This is a genomic window from Rhodovulum imhoffii, from assembly GCF_003046545.1.
Classification (GTDB): Bacteria; Pseudomonadota; Alphaproteobacteria; order Rhodobacterales; family Rhodobacteraceae; genus Rhodovulum; species Rhodovulum imhoffii.
The window spans coordinates 1-3,832 of sequence record NZ_QAAA01000041.1 but is presented as its reverse complement, the minus strand read 5'-3'; the positions used below and the strand labels follow the sequence as shown (position 1 = coordinate 3,832).

6 protein-coding genes and 1 tRNA gene are annotated in these 3,832 nt (G+C 57.7%); 4 read left to right on the top strand and 3 right to left on the bottom strand.

All coding sequences use genetic code 11. The annotated features are described in order from the left end of the window. Positions 1-907, bottom strand: a 907-nt coding sequence (locus C8N32_RS14595) for a hypothetical protein (RefSeq protein WP_211309720.1), incomplete at its 3' end; no start/stop codon positions are given. A 510-nt stretch (positions 908-1,417) separates the two neighbouring features. Between C8N32_RS14595 and C8N32_RS14590 the strand changes: the two genes are divergently transcribed. Together C8N32_RS14590 and C8N32_RS14585 are read left to right on the top strand one after the other, a co-directional pair. Then, entirely contained in the window at positions 1,418-1,705 is a 288-nt protein-coding gene (locus tag C8N32_RS14590; RefSeq protein ID WP_170106824.1) for a transposase, read from the top strand. Between the two features lie 85 nt (positions 1,706-1,790). After that, positions 1,791-1,864 (top strand) — tRNA-Cys (locus tag C8N32_RS14585). Between the two features lie 81 nt (positions 1,865-1,945). Here C8N32_RS14585 and C8N32_RS14580 read toward each other — a convergent pair. Continuing rightward, entirely contained in the window at positions 1,946-2,944 is a 999-nt protein-coding gene (locus C8N32_RS14580) for a site-specific integrase (RefSeq protein WP_107893692.1), read from the bottom strand. After that, entirely contained in the window at positions 2,938-3,084 is a 147-nt protein-coding gene (locus C8N32_RS14575) for a hypothetical protein (protein ID WP_244905932.1), read from the bottom strand. The genes C8N32_RS14580 and C8N32_RS14575 overlap by 7 nt, the downstream gene beginning before the upstream one ends. A 43-nt stretch (positions 3,085-3,127) precedes the next feature. Between C8N32_RS14575 and C8N32_RS14570 the strand changes: the two genes are divergently transcribed. Continuing rightward, positions 3,128-3,457 carry a phage terminase large subunit family protein gene (locus tag C8N32_RS14570; protein ID WP_244905931.1) on the top strand — a complete coding sequence of 110 codons (330 nt, stop codon included), beginning with the start codon at positions 3,128-3,130 and terminating at the stop codon, positions 3,455-3,457. Positions 3,458-3,484: 27 nt separating this feature from the next. Then, on the top strand, positions 3,485-3,832 hold the full coding sequence (locus C8N32_RS14565; RefSeq protein WP_107893691.1) for a hypothetical protein: 348 nt from the start codon (positions 3,485-3,487) through the stop codon (positions 3,830-3,832).

The following is a 3,832-nucleotide window of genomic DNA, read 5'->3' as shown; positions in this document are numbered from 1 at the left end:
ACATGAAATAGCTATCATACCCGACAATTGTATCCGACAATATCAGTTGGCCTGTGGTCGCGTCGATCTCGTAGAGGTAGGTTGAACCTTCGTTGATGTCTGACCACAAAGCGTACGCGGTTCCATCCTCTCCGATAATGATTTCCGTCGCGCTCTGCGCGCCGCTGCTGCTTTGGGCGGACAACGTCTCGTCATCCAGCAAGGTCAGATTGCCGTTGGCCTCATTGATCTGGTAGAGCACCAGGCTATCGAGACCCGACGCGACAAGGTATCCGGTGCCATCGATCGTGACCGCGTCAAGCGAGTTCGGGTTATTCAACGCCGTACCCGAAGCGGCGGTCCCAACCTCGACAAAATTGCCGTTATCATAGGTAAACTTGGTAATCTGGTCGCTTTGGGGCCTCGCGGCGTAATAGTAATTCGTGCCGTCAGACCCTTCGTAGAACACGCCTTCGCGCACGATCCCGCCGTCCAAGTATTGCTGAGACCCTCCGAAGGAGCGACCGTCCTCAAACGTCATATGGCCGTCCGAATCGAGCGACCAGACCGTAATGCCGGTCCCGTTCTGGGAGGTCAGGAAAATCGTTGGCGTCCCGTCGACCTCGTAGATGTTCGACTGCGTAAGGCTGCTCAAGGCAGTGACGTTCAAATCCGGGTCGGCCGTGATGGTCGATGTGATGTTGCCGCCGCTGGTTGTTACAACCTGCCCCGTGCTGGAGCTATAGGTCATCCGGTCCGTCTCGGTCAGGGTCCCATCGTCATTGACCCGGTAGATGACCGCCTGACCGTCATATGAGAACCCCAAAGACACAACGAAGGGCTGGCCGTCGATCGTGATCCCCGTTGAGGCCCAGCCAGAGTTGGTTCCGCCAGCTATATATGTGCTGTCGTTGATCGTGAAGGACATAATCTCATTTCCTCTTCGGTGTTCCCGCCGTAATTTGACGCATTAATAAAGACTTAACTCATTACTCATTATTTCTATTGGAAAGGACTTATCCTTCTATTGGAAAGATTTTATCCGATACGATCATATCCCGCAACCCTCTTTAAACCAGTCTTCGTTACATAGGGCCGGAAGGGATATGTCTTTCTAACTATATAAAAATAAACACAAAATACAGAATTTTTATCGACCTAAAAATACTTGCCCTGAGGGGGTTGCGCTTGCCGAACGACACCTGTGTCTTGCAATCCACGGGTCCGGGAGCCGCAAGAATGCCTTGCCTATGATCCAAAACGGCTCTCCTGCCGTAAGGTGTTGCAAATACACAAATTATCACGGTGGGATTGCGCCTCATGCCGCTGAAAATTTTCTTCGGAGCCCGCATGAAGCAAAGCAGCGGGGCGACGGCATTGTCGGCCTTCAGATGTCCGGGCCCGTTCAAGGGGCGAACCCCGTCCGCGGATGCCCTGCATGACGCGACCGGCGTGCGCGCGCATTCTCGACAACCTCGCCACCCACAAGAACGCCGCCGCGGCCAAGGCGATGCGGGACGCCGGGTGCTGGTTCCTATTTCTTCCGCCCTACAGTCCGGACCTCAACCCCATCGAAATGGCCTTCTCAAAGCTCAAGGCTCACCTCCGGCGGATCGGCGCGGGGACGTTCACCGAAATGTTCGAGGTCATCGCCGATGTCTGCGATCTCTACTCGCCTTACGAATGCTGGAACTACTTCAAGGCTGCCGGATATGTCTCAGGTTAAAGGCGTGAGGCTTTAGACTTGAGACTTGCACGCCCCGATACGCGGTGCTACGTAACGCACCGCACCAGGCCACTTTTGGACATATGGCGAGTTGGCGGAGTGGTGACGCAGCGGATTGCAAATCCGTGTACACCGGTTCGATTCCGGTACTCGCCTCCAATACTTTCAAATACTTAGCTTCACCTGCCCCCCTTGGGGTATCAAACAGGGTATCACGTTCGCGTTCTGCTCTTGTTCTGTTCACTTGCGCTTCTCCCGCGCTTGGCGGGCGCGCATGACCTGTCTTGCTTCGCCCGCATACTTCTCAATCATCGCTTTTGTGGCGTGTCCGCTGTAGGCGGCGATTTCATCGTCTGTGCAGCCCTGCCACGCCAATTCCTGAACCCCACGATACCTAAGCGCGTGAAGGTCATAGGCTTCCAGCCCAAGGCGACGGCGTTCCCTCAACATGACTTGCGACATGTACCGATAGCCCATCGGGTTGCCGTCCAGCTTGCTCAGGATCGGCTTCCCGGCAATGGGGATGACGCCCAAAGCCGCCTTGGCGGTGTCCAGTGCGGATTTCAGTTCTGCCGTGCATGGAAGCACCAGCGGCTTGTCCGTCTTGTTCTGCCGAAGGGTCAGGGAGTCGCCGTCATAGTCGCCCCACCGAAACCCTACCCAATCACCGGGGCGCTGGACGCTTCCAACACCAATCTCGAAAATCAGGCGTGGCAGGTCACTTGCTTCCGCGCGGAATTTATCCACCGCCCAATCAGGCCACGGCAAATGCTCTTTCTTGCGATGCTGCGGGGTTTTCAGTGCCCGAACACCCTTTGCCGGGTTGTTGGCAATCCATCCCGAATCAATGGCGTGTTCACACAGAATCACCAACATCTGCGGGATGTAGTTTGCAAACCGCGTTCGATGGGAATTTGCTTTCTGGGCCGCGATCACATCCGAGCGGGTGAGCGACTTCACATCGCGGGGGCCAATCTTCTCGCGCAGGTATAACATCACCTTGTCATAGTCTTGGCGCGTTCGGGGTTTCAGGCCCAGCCACCGGTCAGAAGTCCGGTAGTCCTCAATCAGCGCATTCCAAGACGTTTTGGCCTGCATCCGCTTCCCGGTCAGGATTTCCCAATACTCCCGGTCGAAGTCTTCCGTGCCCTCCTGCGCGTGGATGCGATACAAGCGGCCTTTCAAGCGGACATAAATCCGCCCGGCGGGATGACGCCAAAGGTACTTCTTTTTCACCATTGCACATCCCCCATACCCTCCACCGCATCGCCCTTCGCAATGCGGCGCAAATCATCGACAGGCCAGCGGACAAGGCCCGGAGCAATTTCTCGGCCTTTCGGCAGGTGTCCTGCCTCTACCAGCGCCCGAAACTCCGTCACGCCCACGTCAAGAAGCCGCGCAGCGGTGCGCTCATTGGCCAGTATGGGGGTGTCCGAATGGATCGAGTCCGAAGTGGTTCTGCCGGAAGGCGTCAGTGCGCAGCCGGGGCCGGTACAGCTTTGGCCCTTCCAGCGGGAAATCGCGGATGCCATCGGAGATCCGGCGATTGAACGGGTGACGCTGGTCAAGCCGGTGCGGGTGGGCTTCACCACCCTTCTTACTTCGGCGGTGGCGTCCTTTGTCGCCAACGAACCGGCGGCAATTCTGTGTGTTCTTCCCGCCGAAGCGGACTGCCGTCGATACATGGTTTCGGACGTGGAACCGATTTTCGGCGCTTCGCCCAGGGTCCATCAGCAACTCTTGCACCAGTGAGCCGATGGTCCGCTTCGGCTTAGGGCCGTGCACCGTGGCCGCTGCGATCTTCTCGTCCACAGTCTGCTCGCGCTCGGGGGCGTCGCCGGCGACCGGCTCGGCGTGCTCGGCGGCCTCAAGCGCGGGCATGTCCGCCGCGCGGTCACCGAGGATACCGCACTCGACCACGATCGATCCGGGGTGCTCTCTGCGCTTCTTCTCGGCCAGGTCGGGACGACCGCAGAAACCGACCGCACCCCACCCCTCCTTGCCTTCGAGCAGAACGGCGTGGGTGTAGGTCTGGACTTGCCCGAAAGAAGTGGAGAGCACCAACTGAGGAACCAGGAGGTGTTCTATGGGAAACGGGAACAGACCGACGCCGGAGTTTCGGCGTGA

What these genes read in the sequence shown, in the direction of transcription:
- C8N32_RS14580 (WP_107893692.1), bottom strand. Translation starts at nt 2,944, where the DNA reads ATGGTGAAAAAGAAGTACCTTTGGCGTCATCCCGCCGGGCGGATTTAT.
- C8N32_RS14570 (WP_244905931.1), top strand. Translation starts at nt 3,128, where the DNA reads ATGGGGGTGTCCGAATGGATCGAGTCCGAAGTGGTTCTGCCGGAAGGC.
- C8N32_RS14590 (WP_170106824.1), top strand. Translation starts at nt 1,418, where the DNA reads ATGACGCGACCGGCGTGCGCGCGCATTCTCGACAACCTCGCCACCCAC.